The organism is Agathobaculum sp., assembly GCF_022775115.1.
Classification (GTDB): domain Bacteria; phylum Bacillota; class Clostridia; order Oscillospirales; family Butyricicoccaceae; genus Agathobaculum.
This window is the reverse complement of the sequence record NZ_JALFLA010000011.1, coordinates 1-26,235: the sequence shown is the minus strand read 5'-3', so window position 1 is coordinate 26,235 and position 26,235 is coordinate 1. Positions and strand designations below refer to the sequence as shown.

Sequence of the window (26,235 nt, the reverse complement as noted above, 5' to 3'; positions counted from 1 at the left end):
CGGGATCCACAATGCTTTCTTGTTAACTTCTGTGACAGTTCCACTTTTTGAATGCTATCTCCTGCTATGTAAGTAGTATAATTTTCCCGAAAAATAAAGCGATGAAATAAAGATGAAATAAAAGGTGTGTGATGTAATGATAAGCGGCAAACGAATATTGGCGGGCTTGATGGCTTCCCTCTGCATAGCGGGCGGGTGCCCCCAAGCGGCTGCAGCTGGTAGCACAGGGGCGTATAATACCGCTCTGATGGGAATTTCAGCGGGTCAGGTTGGAAATATAGAGGAATTATGCTCCGGTGCTTACTTAAAGGCCTATCAGGTGCCGGTGACCGCTTACGAATGTGTAGGCGGGGAGCAGGTAGACGAATTCAAGGTTACGCATCGGCTGCAGGATGCCTTCGACAATGACTGGATGACCTATTGGCAGGCTGCGAACAAAACAGAGGTCAGCAGCATCACTGTCACCTTTGACAAGGTCAATACGGTATCCCGAATCATCTACGGATTAAGAGAGCAGGGAAGCCATGGAGATGGCTATCCCACAGAGCTGAAGCTCGCTATATCCCAGTCGGACAGAGGAGAGGATTTTGTAACGGTGGCTGTCGGACAATCCGCAATGTCCAAAGACAAGGTTCTCTTTACCCTTGCGCATCCGGTACAGGCAAAACGCATCAGATTTATTTTTGAAAAAACCTTTGACAGCTATGAGACGCCCCATCCCGACTATGGCGGCTTTGCAGCGGCTGCTGAATTAATGTTCCTCAGGCCGGACCCGCTTTTTGATACAGTGAGCGATCTGTTTGAGGACGAAGCGGCCAAACAACTCAAGGCTCAGTATCGAGATGAGTACTTTTTGGAAGACCTCGAAAAACAGGCGGAGGGGCATGTGGTCAGGGACTATCTGGTGACCAAGATACGCCTTGCCAAACAGCTCATTACAGGAGAAATCACACCGGATGATCCGGTGGACTTTCCGATAGAAGTGATACAGAAGACAGGCCCGGATTCTGAGAATTATGTTATGCTGTTTGTCCCGGACAGGTATACGATTGATGAGCAGGATACCTTTCTCCTTCAGACAAAGCGGCTGGTCAACGAGATGATCAAAGACTGGGATATCTACAAAAGGTATGCTGACAGAATCAATATCTATGCCTTGCGGATTCCTTCCAATGAAGCAGGAGCCACAGCGCAGGAGGGGCGGTCTTTTTGGGTAGACAGCTATTTTAAGACCTATCTGGACAGCGCCGGTTATGAAATCGGAACGAATATTTTGCCTATCGGAACGGATCGGCTGTATGAGCTGGTTGAGCAGTTGGAAAAAAATTATCTGGATAAGGGCGGCAAGGTGTCCGTAGCCCATGTCGTAATAAATTCCGATCTATATGCGGGAAGAGCGACGAACATCAACAATAGGGTGCCGATCTCCATGTCTACCGCACATCTGCCATGGCTGATGGTGCATGAATTCTCCCATGCTTCGGGCATTTTGGGGGATGAATATGCATCCAGCCATACCCAAGTAGCGGATAATGTGACCAGCCAGAGCGATTCCGCGCAGGCCCCGTGGAAAGAATTTATGGGTTTCCGCGGCGTTACCCATCATAGTATCCAACAGGGCTTATACTGCGCTTCGCGGACGTGCAACATGTCTGATATGACCTCGGATTTTTGTGAGTACTGCAAGCTTCTGCTCTCAGAAAAGCTTAATAAAAACGCGGAACTGTATGTTGCCAAGCCTATTCCGACACTGGGGGATTATATATCAGACACCGGCGAAAGTGTGGAAATCACGCCCTCTAATATCCGCAGCATCAATGGACATCCGATACAATACAGAACGGTTGTCAAAAACTATGGGAATACAGAAAGACACTTGACGCTGACAATGCGTATTATTGGTACGGACGACACCATAAAATATGAGAAGTCCGGGAGCTTCACCGTGCCGGCTTCCGAGATAAAATCCTTGTCTATAACCAGCGAGAACTTAAGCGGTTTGAAGGATGGGGACAGGGTTTCGGGCTACATACTGGATGACGATACAAAGGCCGTGCTGATAGATGGCGACACCTATCTCAATAAATATGGAACTGTCACCATCAAATATCGGGTTGGCGATGAGAGCCGGAAGACAGACACTGCTTTGCCCAATGTTTCAGACTATGTGGTGTATCCGGAAGCAAACAGCGTTTATACGCTGCATCCGGCGGACATCACCGGATATCAATACATGGGTAAAAGCATTGCAGAGTCCTCGGTTGTGGTAGGAGAAAATGAAAACATTGAGGTGACCTACTATTATGCCAAGGACAAAGGGAAGGTGACCTTGCGCCTGACAGATGAAAATAACAATGTCGTCAAGCAAACGCAGCGGTATATTCAAAAGGGTCAGGCCTTTGTTCCGTCTCAATCCGATTTTCCTGCAAAGGCGGGCTACAAGCTGGTTCTGCCGAACAGCGTGGTCTTTGATGGGGTCAATGATATCGTGCTGACCTACTCCTATGAGGAGGGTGAGCCTGAGTTTACTGGGCCAGAGACGCCGATCATCTTACCGAAGGATATTATCATCGAGCAGATCACGCAGGGCAGCACGGTGGATTTGACAGACAATATCAGCAATCTGCCCACGGGCGCCGTTATCACGGTGCTTCAGACTGTCTCCAGCGATGCCATAGGCAGCTTTGTTGGCAGGGTGAGAGTCACGTTTGCCAACGGCACTTACCGGGAGGTGGAGATTCCTGTTATCGTCAGCGCGGCTGCTCCTATCGTACCGGAAAAGCCTGAAACCCCGTCCGGCGGCGGCGGTGCAGCTGGTGGCGGCGGTGCAGCTGGTGGCGGCGGTGCAGCCGGTGGCGGTGGTGCAGCCGGTGGCGGCGGTGCAGCTGGTGGCGGCGGTGCAGCCGGTGGCGGCGGTGCAGCTGGTGGCGGCGGTGCAGCCGGTGCTGACACTGGTGCTGGCGAAGCCGATGAAATAGCAGACAGCGGGGTTTCTGGTGGGGGCAGCGGCACCCATTCCTTTGGTGACGTAGCCGAGAACGACTGGTATAATGATGGCATCGCCTATGTTTATGAGCGCGGCCTGATGAACGGTACCAGCGAAACCAGCTTCGAGCCCAACGGCATAGCTACCCGTGCCGCTCTGGCAACCATTTTTTACCGTTTGGATGGCAGCCCGGAGGTAACAGGCGGGAACAACTTTACCGATGTGGCCTCCACCGCAGATACGTCTTGGTATTATAACGCGGCAACATGGGCAGAGCAGATCGGTCTCATGGGCGGTTACGCAAACGGCGCTTTTGGACCGAACGATCCGATCACCCGTGAGCAGCTGGCGTTGATCCTCTATCGCTATGCACAGTACAAAAGCGATGACGTGACCGCGACAGGCAGCATTGAGGGCTTTACTGACAAGGGCAGAGTCTCCGACTGGGCGCAGGAAGCGCTGCAATGGGCGATTGGCTCCGGCCTGATCAACGGTAAGGGCAACAATATGCTTGACCCGCAGGGTACAGCTACCCGCGCGGAAATCGCCACAGTTCTGATGAGAAGCGGGGCGTGATCCCTTAGCGCAAGCGGTCGTTAGCAACCACTGATTGGATGCCACAGGGGCGGCGAGATGAAGAATCTCGCCGCCCCTGCATCGTCTGCCAGCCACCGCGGATGGCTTGATTGATGTTGTTAGCGGGGTATTAGTATCAGAAATACCATGAAAACACAGCAAAAGCTCCCGCGCCTTGCGAAAAGGTCACGGGAGCTTTATGGTGCCGCCAGCCGGAATCGAACCGGCACGGTTTTAAGGCCGGGGGATTTTAAGTTCTATCTAACATCCTTTATTGTACTTTACACCATCCCCCTACAGATTATTTGTGCTTATTTCATTTATTTTCAGCACTTTTTCAAAAATTTCTTTTTGCGGGTAATTGCTAATTTGTTGGCAAATTGTTGGCAACCCTAATTATCACTGCGACACTTCTTATTGATTTACTCAACCATCAATGCAAATCGATAATCATGGAAAGGATGTTTTCAGGGATGACAACATTTTCAATTTTGAATATCAAAGGTGGCACAGGTAAAACCACCACGACCTATAATTTAGGGGCGGCAATCGCCGGAAGCGGGAAACGAGTGCTTCTCGTCGACAATGACAGCCAAGCCTCTCTTACCAAAGCCATGGGCCTCGTCCCTTCCGATTATAAAATATCGCTTGCCACGCTAATGTGTCAGGCAATCGACAGTCCCGAACTACTCGAAGATGCTATCGTACAAGCGATTCAGCATCGGGACAAGCTCGATCTGCTTCCCGCTAATCAAAAGCTGAGTGGCATCGCGACACGCTTATCCGTCATGCAAGCTACTGCTTCCATGTTCAGTGAAAAGGACGATATCCAGCCGGTCTATGTGCTGAAAACCATCGTAGACATGCTACGTCCGATGTACGATTACATATTGATCGATTGCAGTCCGCATCCCGATTTGCAAATGATCAATGCGTTGGCGGCATCAGACGAAGTTATCATTCCGGTGCAGGCGCATTATCTGGACGCAGAGGGGCTTCCGGACACTCTGGAACTGGTGCGCCGGGTACGAGCAACCTATCAGCCAACCCTTTCTGTGCGTGGCCTTCTTCTTACCATGTACAAAGGGCGCACGCTGCTTGCAAAAGCCGTCAAGGAGCAGATTGAAGCGAACTACGGCACAAGTATTCATGTTTTTTCGCACCCAATTGATTATTCAATTCGTGTGGCAGAGCACGCGGCCTATGGAGAGAGTCTGCTGGAGTATGCACCAGACTGTCCCGCTGCGAAATCTTATGCTGTGATGGCAGAGGAAGTGATGGCGCATGAGTAAACCGACCATTGCCGCCACATTGAGGCGGCGTGCGGAAGCGGTGTCCCCGGCGGAGCCGTCTGCTGTGACACAAAGCGCGGAAGATCAGGCGTATGAAGTGTTATTTGGTGGAAAGCTGGTGCCTGCAGGTGGAAAGCGAACAGCCCAATTGCCGATTGATCGATTGTCTCCATTTCGAACCGCCAACATTGGCTTTAAGCCGTATAGCGAAGATAATCTGCGCGCCTTAGCGGACGATATCGCAGCGAACGGATTGCTGGAAGCCATTAAAGTACGCCCGCTCAATAATGGATACGAAATCCTAAGCGGGCACAACCGCGTGGCAGCCTGCAAATTGCTCGGCTGGGCAGAGATTCCGGCCGATGTAGAACCCGTCGATGACGACCGCGCCATTGTGATCGCGACGGTGACCAATTTGCAGAGGCGACAAGGGTTATTGCCGAGCGAACGAGGTTGGGCATACCGAGCGCTGTTGGAGGTGCATAAGCATCAGGGAAAGCGAAGTGATTTGTTTGAAACTACTTCGGTTGAAACTCAACCAAGGTTGACTTCACGAGAAACAGTAGCTTGCTTCTTTGGCGTGAAACCGCATGATATTCAGCGCGATGTCCGAATCACCTACCTGATCAGGTCCCTACTTGATGCCGTGGATGAACGACGACTCAACCTGATATGCGGCGTTACGATTTCGTATTACGATGAAGAAACGCAAAAACTGTTTTTGGAGCGGCTGAAAACAGAAGATTGGCAGCTGACCGTCGCCACAATGCAGCGTATTAAGAAAGCATGTCCGCCGCCGCATGTGTCAGCAGCTGTCCTCGGGAAAGCATGGAACCTAATTGACGCAGAAAGGCTGCAGCATAGCACACCAAAAACGATCTCGTTTAATCGCAAGAAATTTGCGCCGTATCTGAGTAAAATCAGCAGCGATCAGGAACTTGAAGATCTGTTCTTAGAGTTTCTGAAAGCCAAGTATTCATAATATTATTAAAAGTTAAGGGATTATGTGATGGCTATCTTCACGTAGTCCCTTTTCTGTTTGTCAAAAATGAAGGAGTATCAAAATGTATCTGTTCATTCATAGGCAGCGCCCACCGCCTACAGAAGATTGTGCTGCCATCCCCAAATCCAATTTCTTGTTTCCTTCACTTTATTGAATAGGGGCCGTCGGTGCTTCCAACGGCCTCTATTTCAAAATCACAACATTTCGGTTTGAAATAATTGTTTGACAATGTACTTGGGCTGCGTTATTGTGAAGATACCAAGAAGAAAGTGGGTGATCCAAATGAAACGTATCTTTGCAGTAGTCCTATGCAGCGCAGTAATGATATGCACGGCATTTGCTGCATCTGTTCCTGCGAATCCAACGCGAGAGATTGGGCAGGAAGTGTATGTAAATGATACGCGTGTTTACCCTACTGCATACAACATTTCCGGCAACAATTATTTCAAGCTCCGCGATATCGGGAAGTTAGCCGGCTTTGGCGTGGACTGGGACGGCGAAACGCAGACCGTAGAACTCAGCTCGCAGAGGATTCCTATTGATCTGGCTGGGATCTCGGATACATCTGTATCAGGAGCTGCCGCCAAAAGAAGCACCCAGCGGTTTGCGCTGGATGGATACTACATCAATGTTACTGCTTATCTGATTGGCGGCAATAACTACGTCAGACTCCGCGACATTGCCTTGCAGATTAACTTCTGCGTGGAATACGAAGAAGCGAACCGTCGGGTTAACATTTATCCCGGTCTGTTTTATGGCGAAGAGCCAAACGACGGCGCGGATACGCCAAACGGCAGCACAGTCGTCACCGATGAGATGCTGCGAGCATGGGAACTCGAAATGGTGGATCGAATCAATGAGAAACGGAGTAACCTTGGAGTCGCGGCACTGCAAGTGGATGATGACCTGATGTGGAGTGCACGTTTTTGGGCTGAGCATCTGACTACCGAATTTCGCCATGCTTCTTATGGCGAAATATTTGAGTTGGCAACCAGTCAAAATATTAAAGTAAGGCCAGATATTGAGGAAATCATCAACGGTGAAAACATCACTGGTGCAGGCCGGCTTACCGGCATTGGGCTCGATCCACTAACGATAAGCATGAATAACTTCATGAATTCGGAAGGACATCGCAATACGATATTGAATGATGAATGGACACGTGTTGGTGTAGGGTTTGCACTGGCGGAGGATGGCAACATATACTGTTGTCAACATTTTGGACGATAAAGTTATAGTACACAAAGTGAAGCGGACTGGAATAAAACCAGCCCGCTTTTCTAATTTCATCGAACCGTCTTTCTGCCCTGAAAGACGGTTTTTTTGAAGGGAGGATTTTCATGATCAAAGGCATCACCAAACGGGTAGCAGCTGGCATGCTGTCTGCCCTCACCATGGTCTCTGGCATACCGCTTTCGCAGGCACTGTACACCGGTCCCATTGCTCGCGCAGCAGAAGATGATGTTGCATCGGCAATTGTCATTGAGGTCGGAGATACCTACAATGTTGCGGATCGAGGCGTTCGTAAAGCATGGTTCCAGCAGAACGGAGCGCCCCGTAATGTGTGGCCGATGTTTACGACAGCCTCGGACGGCACAGAGATCCGTGCTTATTGCGCTGACCATTCCAAAACCAACCCCGGAACCGGAGGAATGACCTATACCGTGACCGGTCGCGTCAGCGATATGCATGTCTATGGCGTTGCGGTGCGCAGTGACTCACGCACGACGCTCGATGAATTTATCTCATTTGCGGGCAATCCAATCACCAAAGAAAACTTTACTGAGGATATGTACTTTAGCGCCAGTCAAGCTGCAATCTGGGCAGCGCTGGGCGAAGTGCAGATCGCTGCCAATAGTAATTTCGGTGTAAATTATGTCAGTTCCACATCGCTTGGTTACAAGATCGCTTTCCTTGAGCATGACCGGGTTGGTGCAGCCATGCTTTTTCCCGGTGGGGCAATAATAATAGTGATATTCCTTGCCCTTGACCCGGTTTGTTTTTCGCGTCATGCGGTTCCCACAGCACCCGCAGATCAAGACACCGGAAAACAGATACACTGTATCTCGCTTGGGAGAAGTCCGGGTATCCAGTCTGCGGATACGCTGGACCAGCTCAAAATCCTGCTTGGCAATCAGCGGCTCATGGGTGTCAGGGACGCGAATCCATTCAGAGGATGGCCGCTGCTCCATCTGCTTGATTTTGTAGTGTGGGGAGCCTTGCTTGCCCTGTACCAATGTGCCGATGTAGGTTTCATCCTGCAAAATGCGGATGATTGTTGTAGCAGACCACTTGCAATCCTCTTTGTCGGCATAGCCATGTTTGGCATAGGGAAAACCATTGTTTTTCTTATAGGCCAGGGGGGAGAGAATGCCCATTTCGTTCAGCACGGTGGCGATCCGCAGGGCGCTTGTCCCGTCCAGGCGCATACGGAAGATGTCCCGGACAACACGGGAAGCATACGGGTCAGGTACAAGCAGGTTTTTGTTTTCCTCGGACTTCATATAGCCGTAAACAGGAAAGGCTCCAACAAAATCTCCGTTACGGCGCTTTATATCCAAAGAGGTACGGGTCTTGATGGAAATATCCCGGCAGTAGGCTTCGTTCATAATGTTTTTGACGGATACGGTCAGATCGTCACCGCTGCCTTCATGGGCGGTGTCGATGTTATCCGTGATGGCAATAAAACGGACCCCATAAGTGGGGAATACCCGACGCAGGTAGCGTCCGGTTTCGATGTACTCTCGTCCCAGGCGGGAGAGGTCCTTTACAATGACGCAGTTGATCTTGCCATCGGTGATGTCCTGCATCATTTCCTTAAACGCCGGACGGTCAAAAATAATACCGCTGTAACCATCGTCGATTTTTTCGGATACGATTTGGATGTCCGGGTTTCGTTCAATGAAGTTCTCAATCAGCTTCCGCTGGTTGGTAACGCTGTCGCTCTCGCTGGAGCGATCATCTGTGTAAGACAGACGAATGTAAGCTGTTGCCTGATATTTTGGCATGAAAAAGCACTCCTTTCCTCCCGGAAGCTCCCGCAAGAAAAGAGTGGATTTCGAGGTTTTCAGTTTTCATCCTTTTCCATACACATCGTAGCACGCTTTTGGAAAAAGAGCGAGGATGTCGATTACCTTAAAATCCCTTGCAGGCATTCCTCCAATGTGACCCCATTGCTGGCAAATGCGGCGTTTACCACAAACTCGCCGCAGCGAAAGCGATAGGGGTTTTTGATCTGGTGAAGAAAGGCCGCGATCCGTTCCTCCTTGGGGAGGTCTTTGTCTACCGTGACTTCACGGATGTCAACCAATTCATCGGTTGTCGTTTGTGGACAGCATTGCGTCAACTGGTTCATAAGGGTTCTCCTTTCTTTGAAGTCGGTTTCAAAATCACATGAATGCGCTGGCAACCGAAGCTGCCAGCGCATGGTATCTGACTTTGAAAAGAAAGGGCTGCACCCAAATGATGACTTGTTGTTGCTAACAGCAAATGGACGCAGCCTTTCAGATTATATCCGTTGCTTTCGTCACATTTGCCACGCGCCCCTGACGATAGGGACATTCCTGGTCTCCGCTGGCGCGGCTGTCATAACTCCGCAGCGTCGTTTTTCTCGTGCGCCGCAGGGTTCCCCCCAAGTCTTTAGGAGGCCGTGAGGAAGTATCTTTAAGCCCCCATGCAGTCACCGCGCCCTGAAGTGCCACCTCCAGGTTCCAGGCTTGCGTTGATCGCTCAGGACAGCCTTGTTCATCACCTCCTTGGCTTGTCCTTCTTGGCGGCGCGCCTGATCCGCTCGTACATGGGATATGTACCAGAAATGCCGTCTATTCAGTTATCAATGTTCCAATGAAGGCAAAAGTTGTCCTTCTAATAACACTGACAAAAATGGCATTATTCGGACGCTTGAGAAAAAACTTTTGCCAGTTTTTTTAAGCCAAGATGGATACTGTCACGCACACGGCGCGGGTCAACGCCTTCGGCCTGGGCAATTTCCTTCACGCTAATATCCAAGTAGAACCGAGCATAGATCCGTTTGGCCTGCTTGTCCGGCAGTTCCATCACCGCAGCGTAGAGCTGATCGCGCAGCTGTTTTTCCTCTAGGACTTCTTCCGGGGTCGGAGAACGATGTACAACAGCGTCCTCAATACCATTGTTGCAGTCCAGAGAGTATTGCGCCTTGTAGCGATACATCTGACGCTCATGTGCGGCTTCCGCTCGTTTATCGGACAGGAACACCGCCTGTACCTCATCTGTCACTTCCAAAAATGTGTCCGTCTTATACATATCGGGATACAGCTCCCGAAGATTGATTTTCTGCATTATGTACCTCCATTTCGATTCACAGGTCCGGTTGACAGGTGAACCGAATGAAGGCGGTGCGCGGCACCGTGGGAAAATATCAAATTCAAGAAGTTTTAGCGTGCCTAAAAGAAAAACAAAAGCGCCTGTGTGACAAACTGACACACAGGCGCAATGGATATTGATTGCCGCTATTTTACAACATTTTTCGCAACTATCCGCAAACCATATTGGAGGAATTAACTGGATTTTTTTAACGCTTGAATCAATTTTTCGAGTATCTTCATCGTAAAAACTCCTTATCCTGTTACGGCATTGCTTCTTCACTCCTTAAACATCAAAATATCTTTATTGATGTCATTTTATCTTAAAAACCGCAAAAAGATTGTCAAAATCAGGCTGAAACACATCGAAATTTTAGAGGAATCTATTTATGTCATAACGATTGTAATTAACGGGCCGTAAAAAATAGTTTGCAAAAGAATATAAAAAGATCAGCACTCAAAAGAAGCATAATAGCTCCTTTTGAGCGCTGATCTTTTGCGTAAATCGCTCAATAAAAACAATCTATCTATAAAAGGCGAATCAGCTTATTGGCGATACACGAGATACATATTTTATATTTCTTTTACCACTTTGTTGAAGATTAAATGTGTGAAAATATCATCAACTTGTTTTGCAATTTCAGTAGACTTCACGAGTGTTCCTAACTCTATGTTTCCTTCTTGACCGTGATATGATAAGTTGGCAGAAGTGATCAATGTTTTTTCTTGATCCACTGAAATCACTTTGGCGTGTAATGCGGCCATGGAATCGCGTCCACCAGGGAAATCATATATATGAAGGAATCGCCCTTTGTATCGGCAAAGTTTGTCAAAACTTTTCTGGGCACCAATATTATTTACAAAGAACTTGATATAGATGCCTTTTTGACTTTTTTCTATAAGCACATCAAGAAGATCGGCAAAATACCCTGACAATGAGTACCCTGTAATCAAAATATTTCGCTCAGCACCCTGGATCAGACTTTCTACCGTGTTTTTTGTGGATTTTGCCTTTACCGCAAAAGATGGGGGGACGGTCACAACCAATGATGCATCTATGCTTGAATTCAATCCATACGCTGTTGATACCATTTTATAGATTTCTTCTGCTTGCTTCCAAGACAAAGAAGGATACCTTTTCATAATTTGTGGTATCGAGGCATCTGTTCCAGCAAGTCTATCGGTGTTTATTTGTCCCAGTAAAATATCGAGATTTATATTTCCAGTTGACATAGCTCACACACCAACTCTCTGAAGAAGGACTCTTTTTCTCGTAAGGCAATGGGTACTACCAAACCTCTATCAAGCATACGATTTCCGTTTTCGCACGCAGTTTCAGAGATCATACAGCATGAGTGACAGGCTGCACCGTTCAGGTTGTTACCAGCCGGCACATTACTCATACACTCCGGATCATTGGTGCAAAGGAGTGCTTCTTGAAAAGCATCCTTCATTAGCGGCACTAGTTTATTGATATTTCCAAGCTCCACCAGTCCGCCTAAAGAACCTTCTTTATCAGCGCTACCCGTATAAAGGAGAATACCTGTCATCTTCTCGTTAAAATATATGCGTTCTCGTATTGCAGACGAAGAATACCCAGACGCCATTGACATTTGTTTGATTAACAGGTGCGCGAATGTGTGCATAAGAACGTATATGGCATTTCTCTTTATGTTCAGAGTCCATCCTTTAGAAACGCAAAACTCCTCATAGCACTCTTCATACCTCTGTGAAAGTGCTTTGACAGAGGGTATATCAAGCCAGCGGCTCAATGCAGCTTTATTAAACTCAATAAATACACCTTCACCATTTACTTCGGCGGCTGGTAACCATTTTTCAGTTTTCCCCTTATTGAGATACACTATATTGGTCTGGGCATCCGCATCAGGATCTGGAGCATCCACACGAGTAAATCCAAGAAGAACTTTTACTTCTCGAAGGCGGGTGATTCTGATAATACGACTAAAATACGGTTTCAGATATTCTGGCAGTGAATCTTCTTCTGCCTTGAAGTGTTTCTTGTTTGAAGCATACGCTGGATCGTTGTGATGGGTGATAGCGTCATACTCCATTTGCTTGATCTCTTTGAACTCGGTAATATTACTTAATCTTCGAGTAAGGGCTTCATCAAATTCCTCACGAGAATATCTCTCTGCAAAGTATTTTTTATATGCAGCTGTGATGCCGTCATCTCCCATTACATCCTTCAGAAGTTCAATATCATGAAGATGTTCATCAATCAAATTATATAAAGGATTTACCCAAGGAGGAATAGAGATCGCACTTCTACTTACAGAGAAGTAGACATTGGATGCACCTCGCTGCGACGGAATGACTTTTTTGTCACACCTCTCATTCCTCGATCTCGGACGAAATGGGTGATGTCCCATACAATGTAAATCAGAGAAGTTATCTCCTTGAGTGGCTCCACTCATGCTACGCTTTGCCCCGCATAGCTTACACTCAACCCACATATCAGCAAGCGTAGAAGTGTTACCAGTAGAATACATTCTAAGCTGCCCTTTGCAGTTGGTCGCCCCCCGATGGACCCACCAACTCCAAGGGAAATCATCCATGTGCCCATTTTCGCAAATCGTGATAAATCGAGAAGGATAAGCAGGTTTGTGGCAATCCGGACAATTTACTCCAAATCTCAGATAACAATCCAAGTCAAAATTGTCTCTCATATCAAAAAGACGCCCGCACTTCAAGTTGGAACAAACATGAATATATGGGAAAGAAACAACCGGAACATCCCCAGAGTAAGAAGTCCGAGGCATATAGAAACAATCAACTCCAAGATACGAGGCCAGTCTACCGTCAATGATCTTCTTGCCTTTTTCTTTCCAATAGTTTATGTCTAGCACTGTTACAGAATCTTTGACCGCATCAACGATTGCACCAGGGCCAAAGGTAGTGATAATCTGGTTTGGGCGTAATTCACCCAATTTGTTGTTATCATATCCAGCCATATTACTCCTCCGTGTAATAGAACATATTTGCGGCATTTTCCACTTCACGCATAGAGTTAAGCGTAGCCTTTTCGGTGTCTTTACAGGCCTGGCCGTAATAGTTCATGAGCCGATTGTATCTTTCTGTTCCATAGACGTAATACCGCAAAGGCTTGCCTTGGGCGGCTAAAAGTTTCCACCAATCGACAAATTGGTCAATCTCAGCCTCAGCGTCTTGTCGAACTTCCGGTTTAACTATATTCAGACGCTCCAGAATTAGAGACTTTATCTCCGCCATCTGCTCTGCGGAAAGAGCTGCAATCTCAGCAGCGCCCTCATTGGAAGCCATATCTGGATATTTGAGCCGTATTGCTGAAATAATCAAAGCGTGCAGCACACGATCTCTAGCTCTTGCAGAGAACGGCGTTGCAGTAGTTCCTTCTACAAATCTGTATAGCTGAGAGTGGTAACCAGTGAAATTCTCATAATGAGAAAGATCACGAGGACGATACGGATTATAGAGAGTAAATACTAGGCCAGGAAACGCACGACCAATTCGGCTTGTAGCCTGAATATACTCGGAATTTTGCTTCGGCTGACCGGTTACTGCCATTAATCCAAGTCTGTCAACATCCATACCAACTGCTATCATATTCGTTGCAACCGCAGTATCAAGACAATCCTTGGAATCACAGGTTGCCTCAAGCTGTCTTAGCTTGTTAGGGATTTCATAAGACGACATTCTCGATGTGATTTCAACTCTTTTGTTGAGATAACGAACCTTTTCCATGTTATACTTCGTTTTAATTCGATAGATTCGCTTCGGAATATCGTCTTGCAGCAAACGAACAGCACCGCCCAACTCTCGAATACTGTTATAGTACCCAACTAGTGAATAGTAGGGATCAATGACATCCTTATACTCATCCTCTTGGGCAAGTTGGAACGCAGTTTGGAGAATAATTGCATACATTCTCAGCAAAGTGGTCTTGACCGATTGCCCTGGTGCGCAAACTCCTACATACTTTCGGAACGGATCATCTTTAATAGGAATTTCGTTTATAAAGAAACTATCTCCAATCTCAAAACCATTCGGTGGAAATTGCGCCGTGGATTTACGCGCATAAAGACACTTTGTCTGTTCGGATGCATTTTTGATAGTAGCAGTTGAAACTACATATTTGGGCTTAATTCTTTTTTCACCATAAGTACACATTTCCTCTATGATGGTCTCATATGCACCATATACGGTCCCGAGCGGACCGGTAATCAAATGCAACTCATCTTGGATAATTAGCTCCGGCGGAAGGAACGGACGAATTGGTGTTAATGTTGATGTTGGCAACTTTTGTGTTCTGTTATGCCGTTTATGTTCTTCACCTATGGCAACATACCCATCTCGACTACAAACTCTATCTACCCGTCCAAATAGGGCGTTGGTTTTAACGTCCCAAGGTAAACGAGCAAACTTATCAACTGTGGACAGAATAATTGTCGGGCACTTTGCATAGATTTCTTCATCCACAAGATATACCGGAATCTGAATCCGCTTTTGCTTGTATTTATAAAACAGGCAAGTATTGTCTGCACAATAAATTGCAACGGATTTCTGCTCAGGATCAATGTAGAATTCTTCTTCCGTAAGTGGCTTTCCACAGAAGGGACAAGTTAACAGTTGCTTATAGAGCTGGTTGCGTTTTCTTTTCGCCTCACCCGGCTTATCAGCCTTTTCTACTAGCTCCTCGAATTTATTTGGTGTTACACCTCCACCAACCCAGAAACCTATGCTGATTGGCTCGGTTCCATACTTGGGATATGTTTTTTGGCGGATTAGCTCAGCAGCAAGAACCATTTTAGTTATACGATCTCGTTGTTGTGTGGTCAGAAGACGAAGTGTGTAGCGGAGTATTGCCGTTACGCCACCATCAGAATTGTATTCAGATGTATCCGACGCCCGTAACCTTCTGTTTGCAATGACAAATGCCATCAATCCCAAATATGCCTCTGTTTTACCGCCGCCAGTCGGAAAATAAAGCAGGTCAACCACTTCGCGGTCTTTATGCAACGGATCTACAATTCCGCTTAAATTCATCAGAATAAAAGCAATCTGGAAAGGTCTCCATCCAAAATCGGTGTCCGGATTTCTTGGGTCTACAAAATCCTTGAAATTACATTCTATGCCAGCGCCATGCTTCTTAGAGTAACTCATAATATTTCTCTGAAGCAGCATGGAGCGGTTCATAAAACAAAACGCATCAAACGCAATCTCATTACTTGTGATAAGAAAAATACCTTCACGAATTCTATTCAAGGCTTCTCTACAATGGGCAACCACTTTGTCGCCTATCGTACTCTTAAATTCCTGACTGGCCATTTTCTCATCTGAGACAAGTTTTTGTTCAATCCATTTCTCGTATGAATCAGCTAAAATATTTAACCGTTCAAGGATGCCATCTTTGTTTTTAGGATTGGACATGAATCGCATTGAGAAAAAGAACTTATCAAATCCTTTCAAAGCAGCGCTTACACCAGGAAATTCATATTCAGGAATGAAATCAGATTTTACCCATGCTGTTTTTCCATCAACAGCCTCATCCCATGTTGCAGCACAATTCCTACCACGCCCCAAAATCGGACGTTGTTCAAAGTAGAACTCATCCTCAGCAAGTACGTCTCGACAAATATTTTCAGAAAAGAAGACCCTATCTCCATTGGCGGAATATGCTTTCAGTTCGACTTGAAACATCATGGATTCCACATCATTCTCGGAGTTTTTACGACGATTTATAACATAGGCTGTTACCAGCGAATACCTCGTTTTAAGAGGTATTCTGGAGATATGTACGACGACATTTGAATCTTCTACAAGACGGAATTCTGCATTTCTTTCAAAAGAGGTAAAATCAATGCAAATTGTGGATTTCATTGGCTGTCGGGTAAAACTAGCATGGTTATATTCCTTGCCATCTTTCCCGACTTTCTTGTCTACAGAGCGTACATAGTCGCCCCAAGAGACATCAATGTTGATGCTCTTAGTGGATGATGCGATGTAAAAACTAATACCTATAGACGTAGGCAGCTTAAAGCTGGTTGTCATTATAGGTTCATTATCATCATCTTCACCAGCGGTATAATCGTCAGAATCACCATACGCAATATCGGCATCTACCTCTTGTTCGCCAGCAGTAGCAGTGCCTTTATCAACAGCCTGAGAAGCAAGCATCCCCACAATATAGGCGCTTCTCGGATTTTCATCTAATACCTCATCGTCAGACTGCGGCCCCATCAAGTCAGTTCTAAGAGCATTGATAATCTCCTGCCGCACTTTTGCATATTTGAATCTATCAGGCAAAGTTATCCCTCCTTGATCTTATGTGCTGTACCTAGGGTATACTTACAGGTGTTTCCAAGTTTGATGTTATCATCAGAAATCAAGCGATACTCCCAAACCTTATGGTCAGGATCTGCTGTAGATGCAAAATGACACCATTTGATACCTTCACGCGCTTTTGCAACCACTTCATCTGCGGTGACTTCATTGGAGGCTTTTACTTCTACCATGAATTTTCCACTTGTTGTCTCCACTAAGAAGTCTGGGTTATACTGTTGACCAGCCTGCCAGAAAAGGCCCAACTGATTCAAAGGTGGTTTAATCCAACGAATCACGTCTGGATCTTCTTCCAGGATGATAGAGAACAGACGCTCAGGATCACTGTCAAAAGCATTTTCGGTATAATATGCCTTCTTATATCCTGTAAATAGGTATTTCTTGATATTTGCCTTATCCGTGAATGGTTTATCAAAACGAATGCGACCATCTTTTTTGACATTCTTTACGAATTTGCGGAAGAGGATCAAATCTTTCTGAACGATATGAATGTCCTCAGTTTTACGTTCTGTATGTTCAAAGATCTGTTTTCTGATGTCGGAAACGATCAGGGAGGCATAACGACGAACTATCTTACGCTTGTCCTCTTCATTACCATCGATCTGTGCAAGATATTGATCCACAACGTCAATAATGAAATCAGCATCTTCGTAGGATAGCTCACTGATAGAGTCAAGAAGCATACAGGCTAGGGTATTCAGTGCATCGTCTACTTCCAGAATCTGTGCATCAACAGCAGTTAGAAGCTGCTGGTTAATAGCATCAAATCTCTCGATTTTAGCCATTGCAACTTCAAAATCTGGAATATTCCTCTTGACTTCAAAGCGATTGAATTTGACCTCAGAGGTTGTCTGTACCAAAATCTTCGGTACAGAAATAGCCTTACCGGAATATTCCTTGATTTTCTGAACAAATTCATCCTTAGACAAAGGTTTCTTACCTTTGCCATCTACCGGTGAATCATGAGTGATTTCATCGGGTTTAGTTGCCGCATTACCGGCTTCTGTGCCAAAAATTTGCTCCATAGTAAGCTGTTGCATATCGGATGGTGTTTGTTCTTGCTTCTTCCCAGAACCAAAAGCCTTCAAATATGCCTCGTACAATTCCTGTTGCGTTTTTGTGTTGGTATTGATTTCTGAAAAAGACTTCACACCAGCATCAGTCACAGCAAAGTCAAAAATAGTGAGCTGATCTTCGTCAACAGGACTGCTAATATCTACTGTGTCTGAAGGTTCAACCACAGACTTGTCCAAATCTCGATACCGGAAAATATCACTATTTTTAATTTCATCCACCAATTCGCGGTAATGATCGTGAGCGACAATATCCAGTGTGTCAATATCCTCATTGCCAGTAGTTTGCCCAAAAGGTAGACGAAGACCGCGGCCAATAGTCTGCATAGCCAAAATGTCGCTTTTGGCTGCGTTCAACGGAATGATAGTAAAAAGATTGTTGACATCCCAGCCCTCTTTCAGCTTGTAGACATGAAGAACAATTTCGACTGGATTCTGGGTGTGTTCAATGGAAAGGAGCAAGCGGATGTTTTCCTCCGATTCATCGCCTTTCATATTGGAATGGATTTCAATAACTTTACCCTTGTATTTACCATTCAAAAATCCATCGCTATCAATTAGTGTGCGGATCTCCTTGGCATGATTTGTATCACGGCAAGCAATCAAAACGATAGGCTTTACATACGGCAGGCCATTGTCATTACAAAATTGTCGAATAACTCCCTTGCGATGCTCATGCAATGTTAAGCCATCGCGTATTTTCATTTCCTCAATATCTTCTGCGTTATACCCAGCCATGTTAGAACGGCCCATGACAACAGGAGTTTTCAAATATCCCTCTACAGCACCCCGTGCCAAGTCATAGGCATAAATTACGTTATTGGTTGATTTAGGAGTCGCTGTAAACTCTAAGCCCAAGACAGGCTTAAGAAAGTTAATGGCTTTCATGGAAGCTGGAGCATAGTAACGGTGCGCCTCATCCATGCAGATTACAAGATCATCAAAACTGGAAAGAACCTCTGCAAAGGACATTCCTAGGGTTTCTTTGAACTTATGGAAGTTAAACTGGGTGTCAGTCTTGCTGTTAAAAATCTTGCCGATGTTAAAAATAAACAGTTCAATTTCTGAGCCTTTTTCAAACTGAAGGCTCATCTGCTCATATCTTACAGGATAAGAATCATAGTTTTCGCCGTCATACACTTTCGGGCGTCCCATTTCTGATTCTAATCCCTTAAAGATATACTTGGGATGATTCGGATTAGACTCTTTCCGAAGTTTTTCATAGATTGTATTGCCTGGTGCCAAAATAAAGAAGTGGCGATAGCCCTTCGTCTTGTAGAGATAATAAATACTTGCACCCATGAGGCGGGTTTTGCCAATGCCGGTTGCCATAGCGTAGCAGAAAGAGGGGAAATCAAACTTATCGTCAACTTTGATTTTACGTTGCTTTTCACAGTATTCTGTTGCAACAGCCTCAATCGCTGCCTTGCTATCCTTCTTATAATCGCAGTGAGTACTGATTGCATCCAGATAGGAAAGTGCTTCTTGCTGGGGCTTACGCAGACTCATGGCATATCCAATTTTAGCGACAATATCAGCCATTTATCGCACCTCACTTTCAAAAGTACACTTGTCCAGCAGATCCTTCGGGATACGTTTGACTTCAATGTTATCTGGAAGTCTCAGATCAGACTGAACCTTTGTACTATACACCAGTAGTGATTGATCTTCACCAAGAGTAGTCGCAATGGAACGAATATAGTCGGCGTTTACAAATTCTTTTGTGATATGGATGAATCTTTTTTCCGAAGAGTGTCCGTGATACACGCCGTCTGGTTTGTATTTAAATCCTTCGATTTTGCAAATGGCTTCGCATAGCATTTCAAAGGTGTACTCAGGATTTATTTGATAAATTGGTAAACGCTCATTTTTGACCAACAAGCTGGGCGCTAGTTCATAGAAGTGATAGCCACCTCCGCCTTGCCAATTCTCACTTTTTGAAATACCGGTTTTATCGCCATCAATTACATTGTCCATTCTCACTTTACATAAGGTATAGGCGTGTTCGCCAAGTTCTACCCCAATCCACTTTCGTTTCATTTTATGCGCTGTAGCAATCGTTGAACCACTCCCTAAGAATGAATCTAAGACCCAATCACCTTCATTAGAAAAGTATCGAATAATCATCTCAATTAGGGCTTCCGGTTTCTTTCCGCCGCGGAATTCTACTCCGCCTTCATGTCGACAGTTGCCGAAATTGCCAGCCATATCATAAAACCCATTTATAGGTTTTTTCCTTTTGATTTCATCACTTTCAAGTTTATCTATTGGAACACCTTGGTAATACTTACCTTTAGTTGCTCCCGCCTTTTTGGGGCCAGTAAAATAGCGGTAATCATATCGATCATCACCTATTCCATAGACTTTATATAGAATGCCATATCCGTCGGTATTATAACGTCCTGTAAGATAATCTCTAAAAAATCGGCCCGAAGAATTGCCATCTAAAATAGTTCCCGTTGCCCAAATTTCTTTTAAGCCGTACTCATCTCCAACAGCTTTTTTTATAATCTTATACTCACTTGGATTGAATACAACGGTTCTCTTGCCCCCAATGACTTCTTCTCGTCCCTTTCCGATTTCTTTGATTTCATAGATGAACTTTTCAAAACCAACTTCCTCATAATCAAAATTAGGAACAGCACCATAATGCTTTCTATAAACAAGAACTTGTTCAATTTCTTTATGAAAATCCATATCAGATTTCAATGTTTTGTCAGGATACCGTACCCGAACATAGAGCGTTGTTAAGTAATTAGTGCGCCCAAAGATTTCATCGAGTAGCACTTTAACATAGTGACTCTCGGAATCATCAATTTGACAGCATAAAAATCCATCATCTGACAACAAATCTCGTAAGAGAAGCAACCGCTGTCTCATCAAGGAAAGCCAAATGCTATGTTCCAAATTATCATCGTAGTATTCAAACGCGCTACCCGTGTTATACGGAGGATCAATATAGATACACTTAATTTTTCCGGCAAAATCCTGCTGAAGAGCTTGTAGCGCAATCAGGTTATCACCGTGAATTAACATATTTTCACTACGGGGGTCTCCATATGATTTCTCACGATCCTCAACTAAAATACGAGGTTCGAGCACCTTGTCATCATATTTTCCAACCCAGGTCAATTCCAATTTCCCTTTATGTTCCATAACTGTGTCTCCAATTCCTTTCTATCAGAACTTTAGCACAACATTGACAAGTAAAATCGGCTGAATATCGAATTGCTGATTAAAGTCAAAGATTTCTCTTTCAGCCTCTGCTTGGATAGAGGAGACCTTTTGATGGAAGGCAGTTTGTACCTTCTGAAGCTGTTTCTTTTTCTCCTCAACCTTTTTGCGAATATCAATCTTCTGTAAAAAGTCCTTTGCTGCTGCGGCTTGGGCAGACAGTTGCTCAATTTCCGTTGTCATCTCAGCAATCTGGATGTTCAACTGTTCTCGCTGAATATCAGCCCAATTCTCTACCTTGTGTCTGTTGTAATCCATCACAGGTTTGGATGCCGCTTGATACTTGGCCAACATCTCTTTAACTAGAGTGTCATAAATATCTCTATACTGTGCCATCTCTTCATCCGTTGGCTTAAAGTATCTAACATCCCCATCATCCACTGCCTCAAGTGCGCCAATGATGTCATCCTCGGTGAAGTCAATGTATCTGCCTTGCTCATCGCAGAGCAGCAACACTGGGAAAAGCATTTCACAGTTAGATTTACAAAAAGCGCCGACAAATAAGGTTCCATGCGAACCGAAAGTTTGCTCACCCCAGTTATCAATTTTCCAATAACAGGTTTTCCCTTCGACCTCTGGGTCAGCGACCTGAGACCAATAGTCCACTTCTCGTAGATACCGATCTATATCTTTTTTTGTTTTCTCAAGTGCAGCGCCCTTTGCGCCAGTACTTTCCGTCATTAAAATTGAACGCAGCTGAATGGCCTTTTTGTTGCGCTTAGCATCAAGTTGACGATCTAATTTATCAAATGCCTTTTTGAACTCTGCCCTAGTTCCGCAATGCTGATAAATATCCAGAATTGTTTTTTCAAAACTGCTGCCCGATTCCAGCGCTCCCAATGCAATGTCTGAAGCACCAAATACACCGTCAAACAATTCAAATTTCTTTGAGAGAATCTCATAAACACGTCGATCAGCTTCGTTGCCAGTGTTCAAAAGGTTAATTGCAACAACATCATGCTTTTGGCCATAACGGTGACAACGACCAATTCTTTGCTCGATCTTCTGCGGATTCCAAGGAAGGTCATAGTTGATAACAGTGTTACAAAATTGAAGATTTAAGCCTTCAGAACCAGCATCTGTTACGATGAGGATTCTGGAATGTTCCTTAAAATAATCCACAATAGCGTGTTTATACTCAACTCCGCGACCATAGTTAGTCTTGCCAAAGTTTTTCACCTTCCACGCACGATAGATTTCTTTGGTCATGGCATCGTTAAAGTCGCCATTGAACAAAAGAATATCATCTTCATCGAATCCGTCCTTGCGCAACTCAGAAGCAATGTATTTCTGGGTTCGCTTCGATTCCGTAAACACAACAACCTTTTGCGGAATACCTTGTTTTTCTTGATACTCAAAAGCCGTATGAATAGCAGTTTTCAAGGCTTTTATCTTGGCATTACTTTGGATACGGCTTGCCGTTTCTATGATTGCATTAACCTCATCAATTTCAGCTTGTATCTGCTGCTTTTGAAAAGCGGTATCCTCATCATCGATTTCCTCAAAACCAGATTCATCAATTTCATCTTCTACAAATTCCCAGAATAAATCAAAACCGTCTTGAGCATTTGCTGATTTTGTGCCTTCGTATAACTTTTCAAGCCTCCTTTTCAATACCTCAAATGTTTCTATCAAGGCATAACTTGACGAGGCAAGCAACTTTCGGATAACTAGTACAATTAGCCCCTTATTTGCATTGGGGATAGAATACAAAGCGTCACGCTTTAAGAAGTTGTTCACACGCATATATAGTTCGACTTCATCGGGAGAAAGAACGAAATCAATCGTTCGACATTCTCTTTTTTTGAAGTCCATATATTTTCCAACATCCCGTCTAAGCGTTCGGTACAAAACAGGGATGAGTTCTCTCTTTAGTTCTGCATAGTCCTCGCCTTCGATAAATCTCTTATTGAATACCTTCTCGCTACCGAAAATGCGCGGGTCAATAAAGGAAATCAAACCATGAAGGTCTGACAGGGTGTTTTGTAGAGGGGTAGCTGTAAGCAGAATTTTCGGGATACCTTGAGAAAGGTCATAAAGCCTTTTTGCACGTTTTGTGCCATGAAAAACATTACGAAGATTATGAGCTTCATCAATGATGATAAAGTCCCACTTCACATTAGGAAATCGTTTCATGAGCTTGGAAGAGTAGTCATAAGAAGCCAACACAATTCGGACCTTACTTTTGTCCTCTAGCCAAGTCTTCCATCCCGTAGGTTCACTTTCCACGGTGAAGCGATCCAAAATCGTGGATTCTAAGCCAAATTTTTCTTCTAGTTCAATCTCCCACTGTTTTCGCAGAGTTGCTGGGAGAGCAATCAAGACACGCTTCGCTCCTGAATCCAGTACATATTTGAGTGTAAGACCTGCTTCAATGGTTTTACCGAGACCAACTTCGTCCGCAAGAACAATACCCCCAGTTTTCAAAGCCTGAATCGCAGCACAAAATGCGTTGATCTGGTGGGGATTGATTTCAATGTTAGTATCCAGCAGACAGCGGAAAGGAGATTCTTCCAGCTCTGCTTTTTTGAATTTTCCGTATTGTTCTAAAAGCAAGTTGCTCTCCATCATTATTACTCCTGTCTTTTATCCAGTTGCTCAGCTATGCCTAAAGCGATTCCCTTTGCCATAAGAGGAGGGACCGCATTTCCCACTTGGATAAACTGTGCAGTTCTGGGTCCCTCAAAAAAATAGCTATCGGGGAAGGATTGAATACGAGCTGCTTCTCTGACTGTTATAGAACGATGCTGCTCCATATCTGGATGAATAAAGTAGTGTCCATCTTTTGAGAGATGTGCGAGAACAGTATGGCAGCATGGTTCATCTCCCTCGACAACTTTGAAACGATCCACAAATGAATGCCTATTTTTATGTGTTTTTAGTTCTTCTGGTAGGTCATTGTAGTTCAGGCGCTTGTGTCCATCGTTCCATAGTTCTATTGCTCTTTTATAGATTTCAATATCTCTTTCTTTATTAGGGCGGCTGTTATGAAGAGTAAGTACATCTTCCGCAGTTCGTATTGCGGTTTCTGTTACGCATTGACTCCATCCAGTTGTTCGATATTCAGTTGCGCCCTGGCCAGGTGTCAATTTTGGAAGATCAGCCAATAAGTCATTTACCGTGAAAGTTGTCTCTTTTTTCAAAAATGTAGGATAGTTCATCCCACTGTTTTTTAGCCATCCAACTATTATCATCCTACGCCGATTCTGCAAGACACCAAAGTCTTTTGAATTCTGTTCATGCCATTCAATTTCATAGCCGACTCTACGGAGATACTTTGTTAAATTCTTAAAAGTTGTTCCCTCATTCGCAGAAGAAATGCCCATTACATTCTCGAAGACAAACATTCTGGGTTGATAGCGCTTCAAAACTCGTGCGTACAGCTTATACAGCTCATTTCTCGGATCTTCGGACATTGGGCGACTCATATGACTACTTTGCGCACGGCCCACCAGCGAATATGCTTGACACGGCGGTCCGCCGACCACCACATCTACACTCTGAATGTTCCGAATTTTCATAATCCCATCTATGGTTTTGAAAATTCCAGGTAGCGTGTCATCGGACATAGTTTCACAAATAACAGTCTTTACGATACGATTAGGAATTATCTTCAGAAAATCTTCACGAGCAATATCACCACGCAGATAGTGATAATAAATGTCCAACTGATCTGTTTGCTTCAAGTAATAATAGGCGCTGCGTGTGATTAAAGTCTGCGCAGCAAATGCATTCATTTCTACATGGGCTATCGGATTAAAGCCAGCCTGAATAAAGCCTTCAGATAGTCCTCCGGCTCCTGCAAATAAATCTATAAAATTGTAATTGCCCTTGCCGGGGATCTGGTTAGGCATACTGATTCTCCTGTTCTATGATTACTTCTCCTGCTCAAATGCAAGCCAACTACTTTCAAGAGGATCGTAGTCAGCATTATATTTTGAGCAGAATTCTTTAATTTGCCGCATGGTAGACATATTGGGCTTGCTTTTTCCTGTTTCCCAACGGCTTACTGTTGTCAAATTCACATTAAGCTCTTTAGCGAAAGCCTCTTGCGAAAAGAACAAACGCTGCCTTGTCTGTCTAATACTTTCTGCAAATGTCATATTCATCGTCTCCTTGGCCATAAATACGCATGATTACAGCTTGATTTTAGCATCAATTAGGCGTTTGGTCAACAAATATTAAGATTCACCAGAGTTTTTTGATTTTTTATCTTTCTTAAGTGATACTATGAAGCTATACCGAATTCAGGATAATCATGGCAAGCAATGCTTGTGGCTATCCATTTAGCCACAAACGCTTGTTGAGGGCAATGCCCCCAAGCCCCCATGAACGCAGAATTTCATTCTGCGGCTGCGCGTTCTGCGAACGCTTTAGACCACGATCAGCTCACCGCTGCTCGTGGCCTTTTTCTCTTTCGGTATCGTGTTCCGTCTCCATATTTAAGAGCCGATCCACATTGGCCTTTGCTGCCAGCAGTTCCCGCATTTCCTCACGGGAACGCCGGTACTCGGCATAGGTCTTTTTCTTTTCCTCCAAGAGCCGGGCGTACTCAGCTTGTAGCTCCTTAACTTTGGGCAGCTTCTTGACCCCCATATCATCAAAGGCATTTTTGGCAGCCTGATGGAGCAGGATTTCTTCCTCATGTTTCTCTCGGAATTTCTTGGAGTAGCCAGCTTTTCGGTAGGCCACATAGGTGACACGAGTCTTGGCATAGTTGATGATATGGGTCCGCAGGACGGCGATCTCCGCCATGCGCTTCTCCGCTGCCTTGATTTTGGCAGATAGCTCATTATGGTGGGCCGTGGCTGCCGCAGCCTTTTCCTTCAGCACAGCATACTCCAGCAGGTTATGCTCGGTGAGATAATTCACGGTCTGTGCCATCTGTTTCAGATTAAAAACCTTGGCCCACCGTACATACCCGGCACCTTTTCCGGCCTGGAGCTTTGCCTGAATGTCAACCAACAGATTGACCTTCGGCGGATCTGCTTGCTTAACCGGCTTCTGACGGGGTGTATGCTCCTTTTGACCGGCGAGGACGGCCAGCAGGTCCTCCAAGGTGTAGCCTTCGCCCAGACTGTCCAAGCGGGACACTTTACTCCAGCCGGGGAGCTTCAAACGGTAGGATTTTCCGCGCTTGGACACTTCACAGCCGGAGTCCCGGAGCAGCTTCAGCAGCTCGTCTAGGTCAGCAGGCTTTTGTGCCAAGGCGTTGTCAATGGCGACACGGAGCAACTCCCGATGAGAGGGCTTCGCCTGAGCGCCCAGCCATTGGTCGTAACTTTTGCCGTGGGGCTTTGGGTTCTCGACAATGGACAGTCCGTTCTCAATGCAGATGGTGTCGCTCAATCGACGAACGGCTTTTGTACTGCCCCAAAAGTTGCGGAACTTC

At 45.2% G+C, this 26,235-nt stretch carries 16 protein-coding genes; 4 read left to right on the top strand and 12 right to left on the bottom strand.

The window, feature by feature from the left end:
- Positions 1-136 precede the first annotated feature (136 nt).
- From MR935_RS01465 to MR935_RS01450, 4 genes are all read left to right on the top strand, one after another.
- A complete protein-coding gene (locus MR935_RS01465; protein WP_290570399.1) occupies positions 137-3,562 on the top strand; it encodes an S-layer homology domain-containing protein in 3,426 nt (1,141 codons plus the stop codon).
- Between the two features lie 473 nt (positions 3,563-4,035).
- On the top strand, positions 4,036-4,854 hold the full coding sequence (locus tag MR935_RS01460; protein WP_290570397.1) for a ParA family protein: 819 nt from the start codon (positions 4,036-4,038) through the stop codon (positions 4,852-4,854).
- A complete protein-coding gene (locus tag MR935_RS01455) occupies positions 4,847-5,836 on the top strand; it encodes a ParB/RepB/Spo0J family partition protein (protein ID WP_290570396.1) in 990 nt (329 codons plus the stop codon). The genes MR935_RS01460 and MR935_RS01455 overlap by 8 nt, the downstream gene beginning before the upstream one ends.
- Positions 5,837-6,139: 303 nt before the next feature.
- Positions 6,140-7,087 carry a stalk domain-containing protein gene (locus MR935_RS01450; protein ID WP_290570394.1) on the top strand — a complete coding sequence of 316 codons (948 nt, stop codon included), beginning with the start codon at positions 6,140-6,142 and terminating at the stop codon, positions 7,085-7,087.
- A 515-nt stretch (positions 7,088-7,602) separates the two neighbouring features.
- Here MR935_RS01450 and MR935_RS01445 read toward each other — a convergent pair.
- The 12 genes from MR935_RS01445 to MR935_RS01390 form a co-directional block, all read right to left on the bottom strand.
- A complete protein-coding gene (locus MR935_RS01445; RefSeq protein WP_442863000.1) occupies positions 7,603-8,865 on the bottom strand; it encodes a recombinase family protein in 1,263 nt (420 codons plus the stop codon).
- A 122-nt stretch (positions 8,866-8,987) separates the two neighbouring features.
- Positions 8,988-9,212, bottom strand: a complete 225-nt coding sequence (locus MR935_RS01440; RefSeq protein ID WP_290570392.1) for a DUF6870 family protein — start codon at positions 9,210-9,212, stop codon at positions 8,988-8,990.
- A 533-nt stretch (positions 9,213-9,745) separates the two neighbouring features.
- Positions 9,746-10,174, bottom strand: coding sequence for a sigma-70 family RNA polymerase sigma factor (locus MR935_RS01435; protein ID WP_290570390.1), 429 nt, complete (start codon positions 10,172-10,174; stop codon positions 9,746-9,748).
- 596 nt (positions 10,175-10,770) lie between these two features.
- The gene (locus MR935_RS01430) at positions 10,771-11,430 is read right to left on the bottom strand and encodes a phospholipase D-like domain-containing protein (RefSeq protein WP_290570388.1); all 660 of its coding nucleotides are present in this window, start codon (positions 11,428-11,430) and stop codon (positions 10,771-10,773) included.
- Positions 11,412-13,169, bottom strand: coding sequence for a DUF1998 domain-containing protein (gene drmB / locus MR935_RS01425; protein ID WP_290570386.1), 1,758 nt, complete (start codon positions 13,167-13,169; stop codon positions 11,412-11,414). The genes MR935_RS01430 and drmB overlap by 19 nt, the downstream gene beginning before the upstream one ends.
- 1 nt (position 13,170) lies before the next feature.
- Entirely contained in the window at positions 13,171-16,500 is a 3,330-nt protein-coding gene (gene drmA / locus MR935_RS01420; RefSeq protein ID WP_290570384.1) for a DISARM system helicase DrmA, read from the bottom strand.
- A gap of 2 nt (positions 16,501-16,502) precedes the next feature.
- Positions 16,503-19,151 (bottom strand): DEAD/DEAH box helicase, encoded by a 2,649-nt coding sequence (locus tag MR935_RS01415; protein ID WP_290570383.1) that lies wholly within the window; start codon positions 19,149-19,151, stop codon positions 16,503-16,505.
- A complete protein-coding gene (locus MR935_RS01410; RefSeq protein ID WP_290570381.1) occupies positions 19,152-20,765 on the bottom strand; it encodes a site-specific DNA-methyltransferase in 1,614 nt (537 codons plus the stop codon). It lies immediately after the preceding gene.
- Positions 20,766-20,789: 24 nt separating this feature from the next.
- A complete protein-coding gene (gene drmD / locus MR935_RS01405; RefSeq protein ID WP_290570379.1) occupies positions 20,790-23,411 on the bottom strand; it encodes a DISARM system SNF2-like helicase DrmD in 2,622 nt (873 codons plus the stop codon).
- Positions 23,412-23,416: 5 nt separating this feature from the next.
- Positions 23,417-24,697: a DNA cytosine methyltransferase gene (locus tag MR935_RS01400; RefSeq protein ID WP_290570377.1), complete on the bottom strand. Its 1,281-nt coding sequence runs from the start codon at positions 24,695-24,697 to the stop codon at positions 23,417-23,419.
- Between the two features lie 21 nt (positions 24,698-24,718).
- Positions 24,719-24,946 carry a helix-turn-helix domain-containing protein gene (locus MR935_RS01395; RefSeq protein ID WP_290570376.1) on the bottom strand — a complete coding sequence of 76 codons (228 nt, stop codon included), beginning with the start codon at positions 24,944-24,946 and terminating at the stop codon, positions 24,719-24,721.
- A gap of 286 nt (positions 24,947-25,232) precedes the next feature.
- Positions 25,233-26,235, bottom strand: a 1,003-nt coding sequence (locus tag MR935_RS01390) for a relaxase (RefSeq protein ID WP_290570374.1), incomplete at its 5' end; no start/stop codon positions are given.